This window comes from Oleiphilus sp. HI0117, assembly GCF_001635235.1.
In genome coordinates this window covers 1-3,733 of record NZ_LWGA01001100.1, presented here as the reverse complement: position 1 = coordinate 3,733, position 3,733 = coordinate 1, and the positions used below count along the sequence as shown (strand labels likewise).

Genomic DNA, 3,733 nt, shown 5'->3' with positions numbered 1-3,733 from the left:
TCCTGAATTATTATAAGGCTATTATCAGTCTTTTTTTGTGCCGGTCAAGCATACCCAGCCATCCTCTAGCTGAGGTTTATCCATTTCAAACCATTCTTCATAGTCGTGAACTAGCGCAGCTGCCTGATGCTCAAGAATTCCAGATAGAATTAATTTTCCTTTAGGTTTAACTAAAGCGGCAATATTGCTACGTAAGTCATGCAGTGGTTGAGCAAGAATATTAGCCAGAACCAGGTCTACTTGGTCTTTAGGGCTATCTTCTGGAAGATAGACCGGGAACTGCTGAGCTTCGACCTCGTTTCTCTTGGCATTGTCTTGGGTAGCCAGCAAAGCTTGAGGGTCGTTGTCGATTCCAACCACCGATTTGGCGCCGAGTAATAATGCGGCCAAGCCCAGTATTCCGGAACCACAGCCAAAATCTACGACAGTTTTGTTGTTTAGGCCGTCATCGTTTAGCGCATAAGCATCTAGCCATTTTAAGCAAAGTGCAGTTGTGGGGTGTGTGCCAGTGCCGAAAGCCAGGCCAGGGTCGAGCATCAGGTTGACAGCGTTTGGCTCAGGAATGTCATGCCAGCTTGGGCATATCCATAAGCGGCGACCAAACTGAATGGGTTTGAAGTTATCAATCCATTTACGCGTCCAGTCTTCGTTTTCCAATATTTCAAAACGCAATTCAGGGAAGGTCTGATCTGAAAGATTGGTGAAGACACTTTCAGTGATGGCTCTAATAGCTTTTTGGTCCTCATCGGCAGAAAACAGCCCGGTGACGATCGTTTCTTCCCAAAGCGGCGTTGTGCCCCGTTCGGGCTCTAGCACTGGCTGGTCTTGAGCATCTTCGAGAGTCACTGCGCTGGCTCCCGCCGCGAGCAAGCCTTCTTCGAGAGCTTCTGCGATGGCGGGAGATATATTGGCTTTAACTTGGATCCAGTTCATAAGTCAGTGACTTCCTGATAGTCGGGAATGAAATACATTAGATGAAACTAAAGGATATTCTTTTCCAGATGATGGATATTAAATTCGAGCTCTCGAAATCCGCTATCGGAAAGTAGCTTGCGGTGAAGGTCAATATTTGTGTCAATTCCGTCTACGACTAGCTCGTCAAGTGCGTTTGTCATACGGTTCATCGCCGCATTACGGTTTTCGCTATGACAAATGATTTTGGCAACTAAAGAGTCGTAAAATGGAGGTACACGATAGCCGCTATATAAATGCGAATCGACACGGACTCCCATGCCACCGGGCGCGTGAAACTGTTTAACTAAGCCGGGGCTCGGTGCAAAGGTTTGAGCATTTTCAGCGTTAATGCGGCACTCTATCGCATGGCCTTCAAGATTTACTTCAGCTTGAGAGACTGAAAGTGGTAGGCCGCTAGCAATTCTAATTTGCTCTTTAACGATATTAATGCCTGTTATCATTTCTGTTACAGGGTGCTCTACCTGTACTCGGGTATTCATTTCGATAAAATAGAAACTGTCATCCTGGTATAAGAACTCAAATGTTCCTGCTCCGCGATAGCCGATATCTTTGCAGGCTTTTACGCAGGCGGCAAACGTGGCTTGTCGGGCTTCCTCGTTAATATTTGGTGCAGGGGCTTCTTCGATAACTTTTTGGTGTCTTCGTTGCAGTGAACAGTCACGGTCACCTAAGTGAATGACATTGCCATGGTTATCTGCAAGTACCTGGATTTCGACATGCCGGGGTGTGTCGAGAAATTTTTCAAGGTAAACGGTGTCATCGCCAAAAGCGGCTTTGGCTTCAGACTGTGTTAGCTGAATCGAGGTGAGTAGTTCAGCTTCGTCGTTAACAACTCTCATACCCCGGCCGCCACCACCTGAGGCTGCTTTGATAATAACCGGGTAGCCAATTTTGCGTGCAATAGCTTTGGTTCGATCTTGATTATTTGTGATCGGGCCGTCGGAGCCAGGAACCGTCGGTACGCCGGCTTTTGTCATGGCTTTGATGGCTGAAACTTTATTCCCCATTAAGCGAATGACACTGGCAGGGGGGCCAATGAAGGTAAAGCCGCTCTTTTCGACTTGTTCTGCGAAGTCAGCATTTTCAGCAAGAAAACCGTAGCCAGGATGAATGCCAACAGCATTGGTCACTTCAGCGGCGCTGATTATTGCAGGTATATTGAGGTAGCTCTCGACAGGGCTGTTATTACCAATACAAACTGACTCGTCTGCCAAGCGAACGTGCATAAGGTCTCTATCAACCTTGGAGTGTACGGCGACCGAAGGAATACCGATCTCTTTGCAGGCGCGTAGAATTCGTAAGGCTATTTCGCCACGATTAGCGATTAGAACTTTTTTTAACATCAGTGTTACCTGCGAGCCTTATGCAATTGTAAATAGTATCTGATCGAACTCGATAGGTTCTCCGTCACTGACTTCTATCGACTGAATAACGCCGCTTCGGTCTGCCTCGATTTGGTTCATCATTTTCATTGCTTCAATGATGCACAAGACATCGCCAGCCTTAACGCTTTGTCCAACTTCAACAAATGGGGCGGAGTCAGGTGAGGGCGCCTTGTAGAAGGTGCCGACCATAGGGGCATTGATTGTCTGGTCACTAGAGGTGCTCGCCGGTGCCGGACTTGCAGTGGATGTTTCTGTGATAGGTGCTGAAGCAGACGTTACGGGTGCTGGGGCCGCTGCTGGTGCGGCGACAACATGCTTGCGACGGTTGATGCGGATGGACTCTTCGCCTTCCTTAATCTCTAGTTCTTCTACATCTGACTCGGTGATTAATTCGATCAGCTTTTTGATTTTTCGAATATCCATAACAATTCCTGTATTAGGTTTATAGCGCCTGCAGGGCTTTGCTGAGCGCAGCATCGTAACCTAAGCTGCCCAGCCCGCAGATGACGCCTAATGCGACATCAGAGAAATAAGAATGATGGCGAAATGTTTCTCTAGCATGAACATTTGATAAATGTACTTCGATAAAAGGAATATCAATCGCTAGTAGAGCATCTCGGATTGCTACGCTCGTATGCGTAAATGCCGCAGGGTTAATAATTATAAACTGAGTATCATCTTGCTTAGCTTGATGTATGCGCTCGATAAGTTCGTGTTCAGCATTGCTTTGCAACGTGTTGAGCGCGATATTGTTATTCTTGGCGCAGGCTTTTAAGCGAGAGTTGATATCATTGAGAGTTTCTGAGCCGTAAATTTCGGGTTCGCGGGTGCCTAAAAGGTTTAGGTTTGGGCCATGAAGTACCAGTATGCTAGCCATAATCAGACGATGCTCGTAAAAACATGTGAAAGAGAAAGTTAATTCTAAGTGCCGTGAGAAATGTCTACAAGTGTAGTTTCTTTTTATGACACTTTATCTACAATATAGTGGCTAGTTTGCCCATATATTGCGTTATTTACAAGCAGGTTTTCTTACAGTTCTGTATTGTAGCAACGGACATTATTTCGTCCATTTCTCTTTGCTTCGTATAGGGCATGATCAGCCTTTTCACATAAGGATTGAGCGTTTTCGTGGTCAGCTAATGCAATGCCGCAACTAAAGGTGACATTGAATGTGCCGGTTCCGGCGGGCTGTGGTAATTCTGCAAAGCGTTCACGTATTTCGTTAAGAATAGTTTTAGCATCGCGTTCAGAAGTATTTGGCAGTACGATGGCAAACTCTTCGCCACCATAGCGACCGATGTGGTCTGTTTTACGTAGCCGCTGTTTAAGGAAAAGAGAAAGGCTTTTCAGTACGCGGTCGCCAATAGGGTGGC

Annotated in this window: 5 protein-coding genes; all 5 read right to left on the bottom strand. The window is 46.4% G+C overall.

The features are described 5' to 3' along the window. Positions 1-24: 24 nt before the first annotated feature. Positions 25-933 (bottom strand): 50S ribosomal protein L11 methyltransferase, encoded by a 909-nt coding sequence (gene prmA, locus A3757_RS19795; RefSeq protein ID WP_068554032.1) that lies wholly within the window; start codon positions 931-933, stop codon positions 25-27. A gap of 47 nt (positions 934-980) precedes the next feature. After that, positions 981-2,318 carry an acetyl-CoA carboxylase biotin carboxylase subunit gene (accC, locus tag A3757_RS19790; RefSeq protein ID WP_068512188.1) on the bottom strand — a complete coding sequence of 446 codons (1,338 nt, stop codon included), beginning with the start codon at positions 2,316-2,318 and terminating at the stop codon, positions 981-983. A gap of 18 nt (positions 2,319-2,336) precedes the next feature. After that, positions 2,337-2,783 (bottom strand): acetyl-CoA carboxylase biotin carboxyl carrier protein, encoded by a 447-nt coding sequence (gene accB, locus A3757_RS19785; RefSeq protein ID WP_068512191.1) that lies wholly within the window; start codon positions 2,781-2,783, stop codon positions 2,337-2,339. A gap of 19 nt (positions 2,784-2,802) precedes the next feature. Continuing rightward, entirely contained in the window at positions 2,803-3,237 is a 435-nt protein-coding gene (aroQ, locus tag A3757_RS19780) for a type II 3-dehydroquinate dehydratase (RefSeq protein WP_068508593.1), read from the bottom strand. 152 nt (positions 3,238-3,389) lie between these two features. After that, on the bottom strand, positions 3,390-3,733 hold a 344-nt coding region (locus A3757_RS19775; protein ID WP_156506435.1), incomplete at its 5' end, for a GGDEF domain-containing protein.